This is a genomic window from Mycobacterium barrassiae, from assembly GCF_025822765.1.
GTDB lineage: Bacteria > Actinomycetota > Actinomycetes > Mycobacteriales > Mycobacteriaceae > Mycobacterium > Mycobacterium barrassiae.
This window is the reverse complement of record NZ_JACKUK010000028.1, coordinates 30,639-47,243: the sequence shown is the minus strand read 5'-3', so window position 1 is coordinate 47,243 and position 16,605 is coordinate 30,639. Positions and strand designations below refer to the sequence as shown.

The 16,605-nt window shown below is 65.9% G+C and carries 16 protein-coding genes; 11 read left to right on the top strand and 5 right to left on the bottom strand.

The window, feature by feature from the left end; translation table 11 throughout:
- Positions 1-10: 10 nt before the first annotated feature.
- Genes boxB through H7J93_RS19180 form a run of 3 tightly spaced genes read left to right on the top strand, consistent with a single transcriptional unit; the run spans position 11 to position 4,780 of the window.
- Positions 11-1,492, top strand: coding sequence for a benzoyl-CoA 2,3-epoxidase subunit BoxB (gene boxB / locus H7J93_RS19190; protein WP_267307893.1), 1,482 nt, complete (start codon positions 11-13; stop codon positions 1,490-1,492).
- A 10-nt stretch (positions 1,493-1,502) separates the two neighbouring features.
- A complete protein-coding gene (gene boxC, locus H7J93_RS19185) occupies positions 1,503-3,203 on the top strand; it encodes a 2,3-epoxybenzoyl-CoA dihydrolase (RefSeq protein ID WP_267307892.1) in 1,701 nt (566 codons plus the stop codon).
- A gap of 5 nt (positions 3,204-3,208) precedes the next feature.
- Positions 3,209-4,780 carry a benzoate-CoA ligase family protein gene (locus H7J93_RS19180; RefSeq protein ID WP_267307983.1) on the top strand — a complete coding sequence of 524 codons (1,572 nt, stop codon included), beginning with the start codon at positions 3,209-3,211 and terminating at the stop codon, positions 4,778-4,780.
- A gap of 12 nt (positions 4,781-4,792) precedes the next feature.
- On the opposite strand, the gene H7J93_RS19175 is transcribed toward H7J93_RS19180, so the two are convergent.
- Complete coding sequence (locus H7J93_RS19175; protein WP_267307891.1) at positions 4,793-5,464, bottom strand: class I SAM-dependent methyltransferase; 672 nt, start codon at positions 5,462-5,464, stop codon at positions 4,793-4,795.
- 53 nt (positions 5,465-5,517) lie between these two features.
- Between H7J93_RS19175 and H7J93_RS19170 the strand changes: the two genes are divergently transcribed.
- Positions 5,518-6,087, top strand: a complete 570-nt coding sequence (locus H7J93_RS19170; protein WP_267307890.1) for a TetR/AcrR family transcriptional regulator — start codon at positions 5,518-5,520, stop codon at positions 6,085-6,087.
- Between the two features lie 78 nt (positions 6,088-6,165).
- On the opposite strand, the gene H7J93_RS19165 is transcribed toward H7J93_RS19170, so the two are convergent.
- Positions 6,166-6,783 (bottom strand): TetR/AcrR family transcriptional regulator, encoded by a 618-nt coding sequence (locus H7J93_RS19165; RefSeq protein ID WP_267307889.1) that lies wholly within the window; start codon positions 6,781-6,783, stop codon positions 6,166-6,168.
- 128 nt (positions 6,784-6,911) lie between these two features.
- On the opposite strand from H7J93_RS19165, the gene H7J93_RS19160 reads away from it, so the two are divergent.
- Positions 6,912-8,240: a cytochrome P450 gene (locus H7J93_RS19160; protein WP_267307888.1), complete on the top strand. Its 1,329-nt coding sequence runs from the start codon at positions 6,912-6,914 to the stop codon at positions 8,238-8,240.
- A 23-nt stretch (positions 8,241-8,263) separates the two neighbouring features.
- Positions 8,264-8,710, top strand: a complete 447-nt coding sequence (locus H7J93_RS19155) for a YiiD C-terminal domain-containing protein (RefSeq protein WP_267307887.1) — start codon at positions 8,264-8,266, stop codon at positions 8,708-8,710.
- On the opposite strand, the gene msrA is transcribed toward H7J93_RS19155, so the two are convergent.
- On the bottom strand, positions 8,711-9,220 hold the full coding sequence (msrA, locus tag H7J93_RS19150) for a peptide-methionine (S)-S-oxide reductase MsrA (RefSeq protein WP_267307886.1): 510 nt from the start codon (positions 9,218-9,220) through the stop codon (positions 8,711-8,713). It lies immediately after the preceding gene.
- Positions 9,217-9,681, bottom strand: a complete 465-nt coding sequence (gene msrB / locus H7J93_RS19145; RefSeq protein WP_267307885.1) for a peptide-methionine (R)-S-oxide reductase MsrB — start codon at positions 9,679-9,681, stop codon at positions 9,217-9,219. Before msrB ends, msrA begins: the two co-directional genes overlap by 4 nt.
- Before the next feature lie 110 nt (positions 9,682-9,791).
- Here msrB and H7J93_RS19140 point away from each other — a divergent pair, with 110 nt between their 5' ends.
- From H7J93_RS19140 to H7J93_RS19120, 5 genes are all read left to right on the top strand, one after another.
- Positions 9,792-10,298: a nuclear transport factor 2 family protein gene (locus H7J93_RS19140; protein ID WP_267307884.1), complete on the top strand. Its 507-nt coding sequence runs from the start codon at positions 9,792-9,794 to the stop codon at positions 10,296-10,298.
- Entirely contained in the window at positions 10,295-11,323 is a 1,029-nt protein-coding gene (locus H7J93_RS19135; RefSeq protein WP_267307883.1) for an NAD-dependent epimerase/dehydratase family protein, read from the top strand. The genes H7J93_RS19140 and H7J93_RS19135 overlap by 4 nt, the downstream gene beginning before the upstream one ends.
- Positions 11,324-11,356: 33 nt before the next feature.
- Positions 11,357-14,131, top strand: coding sequence for an ATP-binding protein (locus H7J93_RS19130; RefSeq protein ID WP_267307882.1), 2,775 nt, complete (start codon positions 11,357-11,359; stop codon positions 14,129-14,131).
- A 66-nt stretch (positions 14,132-14,197) separates the two neighbouring features.
- Complete coding sequence (locus H7J93_RS19125) at positions 14,198-14,920, top strand: SDR family NAD(P)-dependent oxidoreductase (RefSeq protein ID WP_267307881.1); 723 nt, start codon at positions 14,198-14,200, stop codon at positions 14,918-14,920.
- 27 nt (positions 14,921-14,947) lie between these two features.
- Positions 14,948-15,565 carry a sigma-70 family RNA polymerase sigma factor gene (locus H7J93_RS19120; RefSeq protein ID WP_267307880.1) on the top strand — a complete coding sequence of 206 codons (618 nt, stop codon included), beginning with the start codon at positions 14,948-14,950 and terminating at the stop codon, positions 15,563-15,565.
- Here the strand turns inward: H7J93_RS19120 and H7J93_RS19115 are convergent.
- Positions 15,562-16,500: an amidohydrolase family protein gene (locus H7J93_RS19115; protein ID WP_267307879.1), complete on the bottom strand. Its 939-nt coding sequence runs from the start codon at positions 16,498-16,500 to the stop codon at positions 15,562-15,564. The genes H7J93_RS19120 and H7J93_RS19115 overlap by 4 nt on opposite strands.
- Positions 16,501-16,605 lie beyond the last annotated feature (105 nt).

Genomic DNA, 16,605 nt, shown 5'->3' with positions numbered 1-16,605 from the left:
TGGAGGCAACATGGCAGTCGAGCGGGCGCAAACAGGCACGGCACCGGTTCCGACCGGGCCGCTGAGCAGGATCGACTACAGCCAGCGGATCCCAAACAACGTCAACCTGTCACAGGACCGTCGGCTGCAGCGGGCACTCGAGGGTTGGCAGCCGAAGTTCCGGGACTGGTGGCAGTCGCTAGGACCTGAGCTGCCGACAAAGGACGTCTATCTGCGGACAGCGGTCGCCGTCGGACGCGACGGCTGGGCGCACTTCGAACATGTGCCGATGAACGAATACCGCTGGGGCATCTTCCTAGCCGAGCGCGACGGCGATCGAAGGATCGGTTTCGGACAACACAAGGGCGAGCCGGCGTGGCAAGAGGTGCCCGGCGAATACCGGGCGGAGCTGATGCGCCTGATCATCGTGCAGGGCGACACCGAGCCGGCATCCGTTGAGCAACAGCGGATTCTGGGCCGCACCGCACCGAGCATCTACGATCTCCGGAACCTGTTCCAGGTCAATGTCGAAGAGGGACGCCACCTCTGGGCGATGGTGTATCTACTGCACGCATACTTCGGTCGTGACGGCAGAGACGAGGCCGAACAGCTGCTGAAGCGAAACTCCGGCGATGTCAACACGCCGCGAATCCTCGGTGCGTTCAACGAGAAGACCACCGACTGGTTGCAGTTCTTCATGTTCACCTACTTCACCGACCGCGACGGCAAGTATCAGCTGGGAACATTGAAGGAGTCGGCATTCGATCCCTTGGCGCGGACCTGTGAGTTCATGCTCAAGGAAGAAGCTCACCACATGTTTGTCGGGACCACCGGGGTGGAACGTACGGTCGAGCGCACAGCGGAGTTGATGGCTGCGCACAACACCGACGACATCTTCGAATACGGTGGCATCCCGCTGTCGGTCATCCAGAAGTATCTGAATGCCCAATTCTCGGTGTCGTTGGACCTTTTCGGTTCTGAGCAGTCAACCAACGCCGCCGCTTACTACACGGGTGGGCTCAAGGGGCGCTGGTTGGAAACCCGCCGCAACGACGATCACCTCCTCACTGAGGCGATCTACCCGGTGCGCATGGTGGCTGACGGTCGCATCGTCGAGGAATCGGTACCGTACCTCACCGCGCTCAACCTCGATCTCCGCGACGAATACGTTGCCGATTGCCGAAAAGGCGTCCGGAAGTGGAATCGGGCGTTGGAGAACGCGGGGCTCGATCAGCGGCTCACGCTCCCGCATGAGGGCTTCAACCGAAAGATCGGCAACTACGGCGGTCACTTCATCTCGCCGGACGGTGACGTGATGACCGCCGAGGATTGGCATCGTCGCGCAGACGACTGGCTGCCGACCGATGAAGACCGCTCGCGCGTGGCCGCACTGATGGTGCCCCACTACCAGCCCGGTGAATTCGCCGGCTGGATCGCGCCTCCGAAGACCGGAATCAACGAGCAGCCAGTCGAATTCGATTACGTACATCTTCGCGAAGAAGCGTTGACCTGAGGAGGCTGTCATGACCGCTGCCACGACGGCACCGCCGATCGCGCCCGATGCCACGATTGTTTCGTTTGTGACCGAACCCGCCGAGTATCGACATTGGCGGCTGGAGACCGACGGGCCGGTCGCGACCCTCACGCTCAGCGTCGATCCGCACGCCGGGATCGTCCCCGGATACGAGCTCAAGATGAACTCCTACGACCTGGGTGTGGACATCGAACTGTACGACGCGGTACAGCGTCTGCGCTTCGAACACCCTGAGGTCAAGGCCGTTGTCGTAAGCGGCGGAATGGATCGAATGTTCTGTGCCGGTGCCAACATCCGGATGTTGGCTCAGTCACCGCACACGTGGAAGGTGAACTTTTGCAAGTTCACCAACGAGACGCGCAACGGGATCGAGGATGCCACGCAGCACTCCGGCCAGACGTACATAGCCGCGCTCAACGGCACCGCCGCGGGTGGCGGATACGAGTTGGCGCTGGCGTGCGAGCAGATAGTCCTGGTCGACGACGGTTCCTCGGCGGTGTCCTTGCCAGAGGTGCCGTTGTTGGGCGTGCTTCCGGGGACCGGTGGCCTGACACGCGTTGTCGACAAACGCAAGGTCCGAAAGGACCGAGCAGACGTATTTGCGACGAAATCCGAAGGGGTTCGAGGGCATACCGCGGTCGAGTGGGGCCTCATAGACGAGACGGTGGCACCCGCACAATTTGATGCGCGGGTTCACGCGCTGGCCGAGCAGGCGGCCAACCGGTCAACCCGGCCTGACAGCCCCAACGGCGTCACCCTGACACGACTGTCGCGGCGGAACGACGACGATGAGATCATCTACCGGCATGTTCGTGCCACGTTGGACCGGACGGGACGTCGCGTCGACATCGAGGTGTCGGCACCGGAATCGGTTCCGCCAGCCGATGCCGCTGCCGTCCTCTCGCAGGGGGACGACTACTACCCGCTCGCGCTCACCCGCGAGCTGGACGACCTGATCTTGCACCTTCGAACCAATGAGATCGACCTAGGGACATGGGTTTTCCGGGTGCTCGGGAATCAAGACAACGCCCGGGCGTATGACAAGCAGCTCCGCGAACTCGCCCACGACTGGTTCGTCAACGAGGTGATCCACTACTACAAGCGGACACTCAAGCGTCTCGATGTGACCAGTCGCAGCCTTTTCGCGGTGATCGAACCGGGCAGTGCGTACGTCGGCTTCCTGCTGGAGTTGGCACTGGCCTGTGATCGCCAGTACATGCTCGAGGGAGTTTACGAAGATGCGGAGCCCGACGCATGTCCGGCCGCGGTCGAGGTGACTGAGTCGAACTTCGGCGCGTTCCCCATGGGTAATGGCTTGACGCGGCTGGAGTCCCGCTTCTACGGCCATCCCGAGCTTCTCACCGCGGTCGCCAATCGAATCAATGAACCTTTGATCGCGGAGGCCGCGGGCGAACTCGGGTTGGTCACGTCGGCGCTGGATGACATCGATTTCGCCGACGAACTCCGTATCGTCCTCGAGGAACGGGCGGCACTATCACCGGACGCATTGACGGGAATGGAAGCCAACCATCGGTTCGTCGGCCCGGAAACCCAAGAGTCGAAGATTTTCGGGCGTCTGACGGCCTGGCAGAACTGGATCTTCGTGCGGCCCAACGCCGCCGGGCCGGAGGGCGCGTTGCGACGATACGGCACGGGCGCGCGTGCAAGCTTCGACCACGAACGGGTGTGAACGCGATGGACCTGGACTTCTTCAATGCCGCCGACTTCCTGGTCCACCGCCAGGTGCGCGGGGGCATCGGTGACAAGGTCGCGCTGATCGGCTCTCACACGCGGACCTATAGCCAGCTCTCGGACGACGTGGCACGCCTGGCCGGCGGACTGCGGGCACTCGGGTTGCAGCCCAGGGACCGGGTCGCGATGGTGATGAGCGACGACATCGAGATGGCCGAAACCATCCTGGCCGCCTTCCACGCCGGATTCGTGGCCATGCCGACGTCGACGATGCTGACCAGCAGAGAGCTCGAGCAGATAATCCGTGACTCGGGCGCACGTGTGGTGGTCGCTACCGAGGACTACGTCGGCGCCGTGCTGTCGAGCCTCGAATTCTGTAGTGACGTCGAACATCTCATTGCCGCCTCTTCCAGCGACCGGCTACCCACTCCGAGTCGTGCCAATATGCAAGTCCACTCCTGGACGGGCCTGCTCGGTGACCCGCAGGCACCCGCCATCACTGATGCTGACTCCAGCGCGCTATGGCTCTACACCTCCGGTACCACCGGTAAACCGAAGGCAGCCATGCATAGACATGCCAACATCCGCCATGTCTATGAAACCTACGGACGTCTAACCCTCGACATCCGGCAGGAGGACCGGTGTCTGTCGGTGGCGAAGATGTTCTTCGCCTATGGCATCGGAAACAGCTTGTTCTTCCCGCTCGCGGCAGGCGCGACCTCAGTTCTGCAACCGTTGCGGCCAACGCCCGAGTCGATGCGCGAGCGGTTGGCGGCAACCGCGCCCACCCTGTTTTTCGCGGTGCCTACGTTCTACTCCAGCCTGGTGCAGTCCGAATTGCCGGACGACTCTTTCGAATCGGTGCGTCTGTGCGTTTCGGCGGGCGAGGTGCTACCGGTCGCGCTACACAGTCAGTTCCAGAGTCGCTTCGGGGTCGATATCGTCGACGGCATCGGTTCGACCGAAGCCCTGCACATTTTCCTGTCCAACCGACCCGGCGACATCCGCACAGGCACCACGGGAAAGCCGGTGCCTGGCTACCGGATTGAGATCCGAGACGCCCAGGGACGCACCGCCGCGCCGGGAACACCCGGCGACCTGTACGTGTACGGCGAGTCGATCGCCGCCGGCTACTGGCAACGCCCTGAGGCCAATCAGGCTGTCTTCCAAGATGGCTGGCTTCGAACCGGTGATACCTATCTGATCGACGGGTCCGGCTACTACCACTGTCTGGGGCGGTCCAACGACCTGCTGAAGGCCGGCGGCATCTGGGTGTCGCCCAGCGAAGTCGAGGGACGCCTTCTCGAACATCCGTCGGTTGTCGAAGCCGCCGTCGTCGGCGCACCAGGGGACGACGGAATCGACAAACCGGTGGCGATGGTGGTGCCCGCACCAGGCCATGACGTCGACCCCGTCGAACTGATCGAATGGTGTCGTGCCGAACTTGCCGCGTTCAAGCTGCCGCGGGTCGTTGAATTCGCCACCGAATTACCCAAGACCGCGACTGGGAAACTGAAGCGCTACCGCGTGCGGGAGATGATGACCGACTGCATGGCGTCGCGGGTTCCGCAGTGACGGACTAGCGCGTCAGAGGTCATCCCCGGGCACACCCGACACGCGTTCCAGTACCCGCATCGACCCCGTCGCCGACACCTCGCGGAAATCGCCGGTGTCCAGCGCCCTGCGGTAGACGTGGTACGGGGCCTGGCCGCCCTCGTCCGGATTGGGGAACACGTCGTGGATGATCAGCGCGCCGCCTACGTCAACCCACCGGGCCCAGCCGTCGAAGTCGCGCTGCGCGGCCTCCTCGGTGTGGCCACCGTCGATGAACAAGAGCCGCAACGGTGTTCGCCATCCACGGGCCACCGTCGTCGACCGGCCGACGATCGCTACGACGTGGTCGTCCACCCCGGCGGCGTCGAGGGTGTGGCGCAGCGTCGGCAGCGTGTCGAACAGTCCGGTCACCGGATCGACCATCGACTCGTCGTGGTACTCCCAGCCCGGCTGATGCTCTTCGGAGCCGTGGTGATGGTCGATGGTGTAGACGACGCCGCCGCTCTGCTGGGCCGCGGCGCCGAGCAGCACCGTCGACTTGCCGCAGTACGTGCCGATCTCGACGCCGATACCGTCGCCCAGATAGCGAACGGCGGTGTCGTACAACACGCGACCCTCGTCGGCAGGCATGAAACCGGTGACCTTGTCGGCGAGGGCGAACAGGCGGGCGGCGCCCTCGGGGAGGGCAGTGTCGGTAGCGCTCATGGAGGCCAACCTACCGTTGCTGGTCAATGGCAGTTGTAGTAGCGTCCGGACATGTGTCCGACGCGACCTTGGAGTCGACTCGGCGCCGTCTGACCGCCAAGCAGGCCGACACTGTCGATCGTCTGGGCAGGGCCGCGGTCGAGCTCCTTCACCGAGATGGTTTCGCCGCTCTGACCGTGCGCCGGGTGGCCGCCGAAGCCGGCGTGGGAGCAGCCACGGCCTACACCTACTTCTCGTCGAAGGAACACCTTATTGCTGAGGTGTTTTGGCGCAGGCTCGCCGCGTCACCGCCCGCCGCACACGACTCCGATGATCCGGCGACACGCGTCATCGAGGTGCTCCGACACATTGCGCTGCTGGTCGCCGACGAGCCCGAGTTCGCAGGCGCCGTGACCACCGCGCTGTTGGGTAAAGACCCCGACGTCGAGGTGTTGCGGTTGCGCATCGGCGGCGACATCCGCGACCGGTTGACGGTGGCGCTCGGACCCGGCATCGACCCGGACGTGATCGACTCGCTGGAAATGCTGTACGCGGGAGCGCTCGTCCGCGCCGGGATGGGGTACGCGTCGTATGCGGAAATCGCGCAGCGACTGGAGAAGTCGGCGCGGCTGATCCTGGGTTAGGAGGTGCTTAGCGGGTTGATTGCGAGCGTCAGGTGCGTGCGATCAACCCGTTAAGGCACAGGGCACAGAACAGAACGGCTAGCGCGGTCCGAGGATGGCCGTTGCCGCGGTGATCGCGTGGTCGGTGATGCCGCGCACATCGCGTCCGTCCTCGACGAACAAGGCGGTCAGTTCGCGCAGACCGCCAAGCACGATCAGCGCCAGGGGGCGCGACAGCGGTGCGATCTGCGCGCGCCGGAAACCGGGGCTGTCGCTGAGTGCGACCAGCATGTCGGTCAGGTGCTCCATGGCCTGCCGATGCAGCGGCTGCGCCACGGCCCCCAGCGCGGGAAGCTCACGGATCCAGCTCAGCGTCACCTCGGGCCGCGCTTCGATGTGGCCGACGTAGGCGTCGACGGCCTGGCGGATCTGCTCGTCCCAGTCCGCCTCGGGATCGACGGCGTTGCGGATGTTGGCGATCAGGATCTCGTTGTTCCGGCGAAGCAGCTCGATCAGGCACTCTTCCTTGCTGGCGAACCGCTCGTAGAAGGTGCGCTTGGAGGTGCGGGCGTGCCGGACGATATCGGCGACGGTGGTGTCGCGGAAACCGCGTTCGATGATCGATGCGGCCATGCCGTCGAGTAGCCGGTCACGGAACGGATCAGGGGTGTCACCGGAATGCGAAGCACGCACACCCTGGTTGAGCGCAGTCGTCATTTCGCCTCCATCGCACCCCTTGCGAAGGGGTGGTACTAACCGGTACCGTACTACACAAACCTACGGTACAGCGTAGTACCAGATAGTCCCGTCGGGAGAGCGAGACCCGCGGGGGCTAAGGAGAAGCGATGACTGACGCAGCGACGATCGACACCGAGGCCGCTACGGCCCCGGGGAAGCATCCGCCCGTCGTCCGCCTGCCCAAGCCGGTCCAGATGGTCCTCATGGCAGGCTTCCGCCGACGATTTTTGGGCTACGCGCACAAGCGTTACGGCTCCGTGTTCGCCATCAATGTGCCGTTCTTCGGCCGCAGCGTGGTCGTATCAGATCCGAAGCTGGTGCGGCAGGTGTTTCTGGCCAGCACCGACGACCTGATCAATGTCCAGCCGAACCTCAGCAGGATCTTCGGACCGGGCTCGGTCTTCGCGCTGGACGGCAAGGAGCACCGCGCGCGCCGCAAGCTGCTCGCGCCGCCGTTCCACGGCCAGAGCATCAAGAACTACGAGAAGATCATCGAAGAGGAGACTCTGCGCGAGAGCGCGAACTGGCCGGAGGGCAAGGAGTTTCGCACCCTCGAGGCGATGAACCGGATCACGCTCAACGTGATCCTGCGGACCGTATTCGGCGCAGACGGAGCCGAATTGGACTATCTGCGCGAGATCATCCCGCCGTGGGCAGAACTCGGTTCGCGGATGGCCACGCTGCCGGAGCCGCCGTTCAAGACGACCCGCTACAGCCCGTGGGGCCGGCTCACCGAGTTCCGCCGCAACTTCGACCGGACCGTCTTCGCGCTGATCGCCAAGGCGAAGTCCGATCCGCGGTTCGAGGAACGCACCGACATCCTCGCGCTGCTGTTACGCAGCACCTATGAGGACGGCACGCCGATGTCCGATCAGGACGTCTCCGACGAGCTGCTGACGCTGCTGGGTGCGGGCCACGAAACCACCGCGTCGACCTTGGGCTGGGCGTTCGAGCGGCTGCGCCGCCACCCGGACATCCTCGCCAAGCTGGTCGAGGAGAACGACGCGGGCGGCAATGAGTACCGTCAGGCCTTCATCCAGGAGTTGCAACGCAACCGCACGGTGATCGACTTCTCCGGACGCCACGTACTGGCACCGCATTTCGACCTCGGCGAATGGCGGATTCCGCACGGCTACACCGTGATGGTCGCGCTCGCCACCGTGCACGGCAATCCCGACGTGTTCCCCGATCCCGAACGCCTCGACCCGAACCGGTTCCTGAACACCAGGACACCGACGGCGTGGGTACCGTTCGGCGGCGGCACGCGCAGGTGCATCGGGGCGGCGTTCGCAAATGTCGAACTCGATGTCGTATTGCGAACGATCTTGCGGCACTTCGTGATCGAGACCGACAACGCCCCCGACGAGAAGGTTCACTTCCGCGGAATCGCCTTCACCCCGAAAGCCGGCGGGCTGGTCACCCTGCGCCGACGCTGAGGTCCCTCGGCTAGTTTCGTCGTATGAATCTCGTCGACATGATGAACGACGGGATGGCGACGACCATCCCCGCGGCGCACAAGCTGGGTATCAAAGCCGCCGAGGCGCGCCGCGGGTTCGCCGCCGCCACCGTCCCGTTGCAGGACAACGGCAACCATTTCGGCGTCGTGTACGCCGGCGTCCAGTTCGCTGTCGCCGAGATCCTCGGCGGGATCATCGCGATCGCCAGCTTCGATCCCGCCAAGTACTACCCGCTGGTGAAGAAGGTCGACATCGAGTTCACCGGAATGGCTCGTTCGGATCTGCGGGCCGAAGCGTCGCTGGCCGAAGACGAATTACGCCGCGTCGAAACCCAAGCCGAAGAAAACGGAAAGGCCGACTTCGCGCTGGACGCCGTGGTCCGTGACGAAGCCGGCCAGACCGTGGCCGTCACCCATGGGCTCTATCAGTTACGCGCCCACGGGAAATAGTCAGACGGTCTCCCGCTTGGGCAGCTTCCAGCCGGCCCGCGGGAAGTGGCAGGTGTAACCGCTCGGATAGCGCTCCAGGTAATCCTGATGCTCGGGCTCGGCCTCCCAGAACTCGCTTGCGGGAGTCACTTCCGTGACGACCTTGCCCGGCCACAGTCCCGACGCGTCGACGTCGGCGATGGTGTCGTCAGCGATGCGCTTCTGCTCGTCGTCGAGATAGAAGATCGCCGACCGGTAGCTGGTGCCGACATCGTTACCCTGCCGGTTCTTGGTCGTCGGATCGTGAATCTGGAAGAAGAACTCGAGCAGCGCACGGTAGTCGGTCTGCGCGGTGTCGTAGACGATCTCGATTGCCTCGGCATGGCCGGGGTGGTTGCGGTAGGTGGGGTGGTCGTTCTCGCCACCGGTGTACCCGACCCGGGTGCCGACGACGCCGGGCTGCTTGCGGATCAGGTCCTGCATGCCCCAGAAGCAGCCGCCGGCCAGAATCGCCCTCTTGTACTCACTCATGCCTGTGCCTCCCGCTGTGTTGTGAAGAGCTTCTTGTACTCGCCATACCCCGCGTCGTCCAGATCGTCGAGGTGGATGAACTTCAGCGAAGCCGAGTTGATGCAGTAGCGCAACCCACCCTCGGATCGCGGGCCGTCCTTGAACACGTGACCGAGATGGCTGTCGCCCTGCGCCGACCGGACCTCGGTGCGGATCATCAGGTGGGAGAAGTCGCGCTTCTCCACCACGTTGGCCGCGTCAAGCGGTCGAGTGAAGCTGGGCCAACCCGTTCCGCTTTCGAACTTGTCGACCGACGCGAACAGCGGCTCGCCGGACACCACGTCGACGTAGATGCCGGGTTCATGGTTGTCCCAGTACTCACCGGTGAACGGCCGCTCGGTGCCGTTCTCCTGGGTGACGTGGTACTGCTCGGGCGACAAGGCCGCCACCGCGGCGGGATTCCTGTTGTATTGCTGCGTCATAGTGCCTGCATAACCGCCGGCGCGACGTCGGTGTTCCGCGCAGAGATTACGAAACTGTGATGCCGCCCGATGCTCGACAAACAGCAGTAGAACGTGTTCTAGTTCTGAATGTGACGAGCCCAACCTTCAGCCGCGACGAGCTGGCCGCGGCGTTCGAAAAGTTCGAGGCGACGGTAGACCGCGCCGCTCAGACCCGGGACTGGGATCCATGGGTTGAGCAGTACACACCCGACGTGACCTATGTCGAACACGCCGCGGGCACCATGCGGGGCCGCGAGGAGGTGCGGCCCTGGATCTGGGCGACGATGGAGTCCTTCCCCGGCAGCTACATGACGTCGTTTCCGGCGCTGTGGAAGGTTTTCGACGAAGCGACCGGCCGAGTGATCTGCGAACTCGACAATCCGATGCGCGACCCCGGCGACGGCACGATCATCAGCGCCACCAACATCTCGATCATCACCTACGCGGGCGACGGCCTTTGGTGCCGCCAGGAGGACGTCTACAACCCGCTGCGTTTCGTGAAGGCGGCGGTGAAGTGGTGCCGCAAGGCCGAGGAGCTGGGCAGCTTGCCAGATGAGGCGGCCGACTGGCTGAAGAAGTACGGAGGTCAGGCGTGACCGCCCTTGTCATCGGCGCCAACGGATACCTCGGCAGCCACGTCACCCGCCAGCTCGCGGAGAGCGGCCAGGACGTACGCGTCATGGTGCGCGAGTCCGCCAACACCATCGGCATCGACGACCTCGACGTCACACGGTTCGTCGGCGACATCTGGGACAACGACACCCTACGCGCGGCGATGGGCGGAGTCGGCGACGTCTACTACTGCGTCGTCGACACCCGCGGCTGGCTGCGCGATCCCGCGCCCCTCTTCCACACGAACGTCGAGGGCACCCGCAACGTGCTGGAGATCGCGAAAGATGCTGGGCTGCACCGCTTCATCTTCACCAGCAGCTATGTGACCGTCGGCCGCAAGCGCGGCCACGTCGCCACCGAGGACGACATCATCGCCGACGGCGGCAAGGGACTGACGCCCTACGTGCGGTCTCGGGTGCAGGCCGAGGAACTCGTGCTGTCCTACGCACGCGAGCACGGCCTGCCTGCCGTGGCCATGTGTGTGTCGACGACGTACGGCGCGGGTGACTGGGGCCGCACGCCGCACGGTGCGATCATCGCAGGCGCGGCGTTCGGCAAGCTGCCGTTCGTGATGGACAAGATCGAGCTCGAGGCGGTCGGCATCGACGATGCGGCGCGCGCCTTGCTGCTGGCGGCCGAACGCGGCCGGGTAGGCGAGCGCTATCTGATCTCGGAGAAGATGATCAGCAACGCCGAGGTCGTGCGGATCGCCGCCGAGGCGGCCGGTGTGCCCGCGCCCACCAAATCGATCCCGTTGCCCCTCGCGTACACGCTGGCGGCGCTCGGCACTGTGAAAGCCACCGTGCGCGGCACCGATGAACAACTGTCGCTGGGGTCCCTGCGCCTCATGCGCGCCGAAGCGCCCGTCGACTGCTCCAAGGCCAAGAGGGAACTGGGCTGGGAGCCGAGGCCCGTCGAAGAGTCGATCCGTGAGGCCGCCCGATTCTGGGTCGGCCTGCGCAGGGCCCGGCGCAAAGACACCTCTGCCCCGGAGAGCGCCACCGGCTAGCCTGAATCCGGGCATCAAGATCGGGCGGTACTAATGGCTGGCAACGATCAGCGCCTGCTCGGACGAAGCGACGAGTGCAAGGCGCTGGACCGCTTGATCGACGCTGCCCGCACGGGCGAGAGCCAGGTGCTGGTACTGCGCGGCGAGTCCGGCGTCGGCAAAACCGCCCTGCTCGACTACGTCGCCGACCGGGCGACCGGCTTCCGCACCACCCGGGCGGTCGGCGTCGAGGCCGACTTCGACCTGGCGTTCGCCGCACTGCACCAGCTGTGCGCTCCGATGCTGGACCAGCTCGATCGGCTGCCGGCTCCCCAGCGCGACGCACTGGCCATCGCATTCGGGCAGAGCGCAGGCCCCGCCCCCGAGCGCTTCCTCGTCGGCCTCGCCGTCCTGAGCCTGTTGGCGGAGGCAACCACAGACCAGCCGCTGCTCTGTGTCATCGACGATGCACAGTGGCTCGACCGCGTCTCCGCGCAGACCCTCGCGTTCGTTGCACGCCGCCTGCTCGCCGAACCCGTCGCCCTGGTCTTCACCGTCCGAGACGGACACGACGACGAATTAAAAGGCTTGCCGGAGCTGAGGATTGGCGGGTTGTCTGACGGCGATGCGCGAACCCTGCTGGACTCCGTCATCCGCGGCCACATGGATGAGCGCGTGCGGGAACGGATCATCGCCGAGGCGCGCGGCAATCCGCTCGCGCTGCTGGAGTTGCCCCGCGATCCCGCGGCGACCGAGGGTGGCTTCGGCCGTCCCGACGCGCGTGCTCCGTCGGGTCACATCGAGCAGAGCTTTGTGCGACGTGTCCAGTCACTTCCCATGCCCACCCAGAAACTGTTGCTCACGGCCGCGGCGGAACCCGTCGGCGACAAGGCCCTCCTGATTCGGGCGGCACGACGGATGGGCATCACGCCGGACGTCGCCGCCCACGCCGAGGCCGAGGGACTCATCGAGATCGATACGCGGGTGCGATTCCGCCATCCGCTCATGCGCTCGGCCGCCTACCTCGCCGCGGACGTCGACGACCGCAGGGCGGCTCACCGCGCGCTCGCCGAGGAGACCGACCCGCACTCCGATCCGGACCGTCGTGCATGGCACGGCGCCAACGCCACCCTGGGCACCGACGACGAGGTGGCAGACGAACTCGAGTGTTCCGCGGAACGGGCCGCGGCGCGTGGCGGTGTGGCCGCCGCTGCGGCATTTCTGGAACGGGCGACGGAGCTCACCGCCGATCCGGCGCGGCGCGGCGCCAGGGCACTGGCCGCCGCGGAGGCGAAGTTCGCGGCCACGTCGTCGGAGGCGGCCTATGGCCTGCTGGCGATCGCGGAGATGAGTCCGTTGGACGACCTGCAGCGCGCGCAGGTCGCACGCTTGCGCGCCCGGATCGCCTTCGTCCAGAGCCGGGGCGGAGGCGACGGCGCCCCACCGGTCGCCGACACCGCGCTCGGACTGCTCCATGCCGCTCGCGGTCTGGAAGGGCTCGACGATGCGCTTGCCAGGGAGACATACCTCGATGCCCTGGCGGCCGCAATGTACGCGGGCCGGCTGTGCCCGCACGGTGGGCCGATCGTGGTGGCGGAACCGGCCCGCCACGCACCGCAGGGACCCCAACCGCCGCGCCCGAACGATCTTCTGCTGGACGGGCTTGCGCTGCGGTTCACCGACGGGCACATGGCGAGCCTGCCGACGTTGCGCTCGGCGATGACCCAGGTTCTCGCGACCGGCCGGCACACCGACGGTGACGTCATGCGTTTGTTCTGGCAGGGCTTTCCGATCGCGCAGGAGTGTGCGGCCGGTGAGCTGTGGGACGACGAGCTGTGGCATGAAGTCGGAACGACGGCGGTGCGGCTCGCGCGCGAAGCGGGGGCGCTCGCCATGCTTCCGCTCGCCCTGGCGACACGTGCGGGCAGCCACGTGTTCGCAGGAGAGCTCGACGCGGCGGCCGCGCTGATCGAGGAGGCCAACTCCATCTCCACCGCAACCGGCTACGCACCGGTGCGGTACCACGAGATATCGCTGACGGTGTGGCGCGGCGCCGAGGCCGAGGCGAGGCGGCTGTTGGAGGGCACGACGGCACTCGCGACGTCCCGGGGGGAGGGCAGGATCACCGGCTTGGTCGGCTGTATGACCGCGATACTCCACAACGGTCTCGGCCATTACGGGGAAGCGTTGCGCGCCGCACAGCAAGCGTGCGAACACGAGGATCTCGGTCCCTACCGGCTGGCGCTGGCCGAGCTCATCGAGGCGGCGGCCCGGTGCGGCGAACCCGAGGTGGCGGCCGACGGGGTCGCAAACATGGAGACGCAGGCGGCCGCCGGAACCGATTGGGTGCTCGGCACATTGGCGCGCTGCCGTGCCCTGATCGCCGACGACCAGACCGCGGAGGAGCACTACCGCGAAGCGATCGATCGTCTCGGCAGGACCCGAATGCGCGTGTATCTCGCACGCTCGCATCTGGTGTACGGCGAGTGGTTGCGCCGCGAGCACCGGCGGGTGGACGCGCGCGAACAGCTCGGGATCGCGCACGAGATGTTCGTTCGCATGGGGGCCGAGGCGTTCGCAGAGCGGGCGCGGCGCGAACTCCTGGTGACCGGCGAGAAGACACGTAAACAGGCCGTCGGATCAGGCGAAGGGCTGACGCCGCAGGAGGCGCAGATCGCGCAGCTCGCCGGCTCCGGGCTGACCAACCAGGAGATCGGCGCACAGCTGTTCATCAGCGCACACACCGTCGAATGGCACCTGCGCAAGGTCTTCGCCAAGCTCGGCATCAAGTCCCGCAGGCAGCTGCGAGGGCGGGCCGAGGTCACCTAGCGGACCACGGTTCAACTACGGACTTTCAAGGGTCCGCCACGCCGCCGCGATCGCGACGATGGAGTTGTGGAACTCGCAGATCAGGTCGCATTGGTCACCGGTGGAACCGCGGGGATCGGCTGGGAATCGGCCCGGCTGATGGCCTGCGAAGGGGCAACGGTCATCATCTCCGGCCGCGACCCCGAGCGCGGTGAGCAGGCCGCCGCCCGACTCGGCGAGAACGCCCGCTTCGTGCAGGCCGACCTGTCGGACATGGAGTCGGTGCGCTCGCTCGTGCAGCAGGCCGGCAACGTCGACATCGTCGTGAACAACGCGGCGAACTTCACCGGCGCCCTCACCGTCGAACAGGACGTCACCGTATTCGAGTCGATCTTCGACACCAACGTCCGCGGGGCGTACTTCCTGGTGGCCGGCCTGGTGCCGGGCATGCTGGAACGCGGTCGCGGCAGCATCGTCAACGTCACGTCCATGGTCGCGTCCAAGGGCGTCGCAGGGGCATCCGGATACAGCGCGTCGAAGGCTGCGCTGGAGTCGCTGACCCGCACGTGGGCCGCCGAGTTCGGCACGCAGGGGGTGCGGGTGAATACCGTCGCACCGGGCCCGACCCGCACCGAAGGTGTGGCGGCCGAATGGGGCGAGACCAACGAAGAGCTCGGCCGCGCGCTTCCGCTTGGCCGGACCGCGCACGCCGCCGAAATCGCCGAGGCAGTGCTTTTTCTCGCTTCACCACGAGCCAGCTTCATCACCGGCTCCACCTTGCACGTCGACGGCGGCGGCTCGGCTGTCTGACGCCCCTTCTGAGCGAAAAGGATTGACATGTCGAACGAAACGCTCGAGGAGGCTGCGGTCACGTTCCTCGGTTGTCGAGATCGCCTGTTCAGCATTGCCTTTCGTATTCTGCATGACGGCGCCGAGGCCGAGGACATCGTGCAGGAAGCCTGGCTGAGGTGGCAGTTGTGCGATCGCAGCGTCGTGCTGGACCCGCTCGCCTTCCTGACCACCACCACCAAGCGGCTCTCCCTCAACTCGGCGCAGTCGGCACGCGCGCGACACGAAACCCACGTCACCCATTGGGTGCCCGACCCCGTCGACCACGACGCCGACCCGCTGCTCTGCATCGAACAGTGCGAGGCGCTGGAACTTGCCGCGCTCACCCTGCTCCAGCGGCTGTCACCGCCGGAACGCGCCGCTTACGTGCTGCGGGAGGCCTTCGACTATTCGTACGCGGAGGTCGCGGCCATCATCGAGGTGAGCCAGGCGAACGCACGCCAACTCGTCAGTCGTGCACGCAAACACCTTGCCGCAGAACGGCGCGACGAACCCAGCGACGCGGACCAGAGACGACTGGTGGTGGCGTTGACCGCGGCCGCACAGTCGGGCGACCTGAACACCCTGGAGACGGTGTTCACCGAGGATCTGGCGATGGCGGCCTAGGTGAGCCGGAACAGCGCCATGGCGTTCGCATCGAGGATCGCATGCGCTTCGCCGGGGTCGGCGACCTCCGTCACGTAGTCGACTGCGCGCACGAACGTGTCGCCGTCCTCGTAGGGGAAGTCGGTGCCGAGCAGAATCCGGTCGGCGCCGAAAGAGTCTATGGCGCAACGCAAAGCGGGCCCGTGGCAATGGCTCACGGTGTCGAACCACAGCCGGTGCACAGCCTGGCTCGGCGGCTCCGGTGTGTCGGGCGCCTCCCATACGAGGTGGTCGTCGGCCCGCCGCGTGAACATCGGCAGAGCGCCGCCGAGATGTGAGCAGATGATCTTGACCCCGGGATATCTCTGCAGGTGCCCGGAGGTGATCAGCTGCATCGCCGCGATGGTGTCCTCGAACGGCGCGCCGACCATCCACGTGATGTTGTGGTCGGTGACCAGCGGTGAGCACGCGCCGTTGCCCGACGGGTGCAGGTACAGCACCGCGTTACGGGCGTCGAGCTCGGCGAAGATCGGCTCGAAGTTCGCATCGGTGATCGCGTCGCCCAGCACGCTGGTGTTCATCGTGACGCCGACCATCCCCAATTCGTCGAGGGCACGGGCCATTTCGGCGAGCGATGCGTCGATATGCGGCATCGGGGTGGCGGCGAACGCGCGGAAGCGGTCGGGGTGGGCGGACACCAGGGCGGCGTACTCGTCGTTGACCCGCCGCGCTGCGGCGACGGCCCGGTCGGCGTCGGCGCCGTACGGCAACTGCGGCGCCGCCGAGAGCACCTGCAGGTCGACGCCTGCCCGGTCCATCAAACGCAGCCGCGCATCGAGTTCGTCACCGTCGCCCGCGCCGATCCCCCGCTGGGTGGCGGTGTCGGTCCTGCCGAGGCCGACGAGCATGTCGAGATAGGCCTCGGTCCAATAGTGGGCGTGCACGTCGATCCGCATGTATGTCAACGCTATTCGTTGAACGCCACGCCGTACAGTGTTCAGCCGCTGGCGGGTTGGATCGCGCCGCGTCTAGCCTCGGAAGTTGTGGGCGAGAAACTGCAC

Coding starts and splice junctions, on each gene's coding strand:
- boxB (WP_267307893.1), top strand. CDS start 11: ATGGCAGTCGAGCGGGCGCAAACAGGCACGGCACCGGTTCCGACCGGG.
- boxC (WP_267307892.1), top strand. CDS start 1,503: ATGACCGCTGCCACGACGGCACCGCCGATCGCGCCCGATGCCACGATT.
- H7J93_RS19180 (WP_267307983.1), top strand. CDS start 3,209: ATGGACCTGGACTTCTTCAATGCCGCCGACTTCCTGGTCCACCGCCAG.
- H7J93_RS19175 (WP_267307891.1), bottom strand. CDS start 5,464: ATGAGCGCTACCGACACTGCCCTCCCCGAGGGCGCCGCCCGCCTGTTC.
- H7J93_RS19165 (WP_267307889.1), bottom strand. CDS start 6,783: ATGACGACTGCGCTCAACCAGGGTGTGCGTGCTTCGCATTCCGGTGAC.
- H7J93_RS19160 (WP_267307888.1), top strand. CDS start 6,912: ATGACTGACGCAGCGACGATCGACACCGAGGCCGCTACGGCCCCGGGG.
- H7J93_RS19155 (WP_267307887.1), top strand. CDS start 8,264: ATGAATCTCGTCGACATGATGAACGACGGGATGGCGACGACCATCCCC.
- msrA (WP_267307886.1), bottom strand. CDS start 9,220: ATGAGTGAGTACAAGAGGGCGATTCTGGCCGGCGGCTGCTTCTGGGGC.
- msrB (WP_267307885.1), bottom strand. CDS start 9,681: ATGACGCAGCAATACAACAGGAATCCCGCCGCGGTGGCGGCCTTGTCG.
- H7J93_RS19130 (WP_267307882.1), top strand. CDS start 11,357: ATGGCTGGCAACGATCAGCGCCTGCTCGGACGAAGCGACGAGTGCAAG.
- H7J93_RS19120 (WP_267307880.1), top strand. CDS start 14,948: ATGTCGAACGAAACGCTCGAGGAGGCTGCGGTCACGTTCCTCGGTTGT.
- H7J93_RS19115 (WP_267307879.1), bottom strand. CDS start 16,500: ATGCGGATCGACGTGCACGCCCACTATTGGACCGAGGCCTATCTCGAC.